This window comes from Chryseobacterium sp. SIMBA_038 (assembly GCF_046535115.1).
In the GTDB taxonomy this organism is placed as follows: domain Bacteria; phylum Bacteroidota; class Bacteroidia; order Flavobacteriales; family Weeksellaceae; genus Chryseobacterium.
The window spans coordinates 1-277 of record NZ_JAWRXH010000125.1; the positions used below are offsets into that span (position 1 = coordinate 1).

1 pseudogene is annotated in these 277 nt (G+C 56.0%); it reads right to left on the minus strand.

Features of this window, described 5'->3' with window-relative positions:
* Positions 1-144 precede the first annotated feature (144 nt).
* Positions 145-277 (minus strand): annotated as a pseudogene (locus SB689_RS22965) (IS3 family transposase); the annotation flags it as partial.

Here is a 277-nt window from a genome sequence, read left to right on the forward strand (position 1 = left end):
ACGTTACCGATTATCGCTGCCTGTTACCGCGGCAACGACCTGCGATGGCTATCCAGGGCGCCAGATGTGCCTAGAAAGTGGTTTCTCAAGCGCCGCCTAGACGAAGATAGTGAACCGCACCGGGAATCGTGGAGGCTGGTTGGTTTAAGTTAATGCGGACACGTCAGCGGCATTTCTGAGTTGCCTGTAGTAGTTTGCCTCAGCTTCAGCAGGCGGGATATAGCCGAGCGGTTCCATCAGCCGATGACGGTTGTACCAGGCGACCCATTCCAGCGTT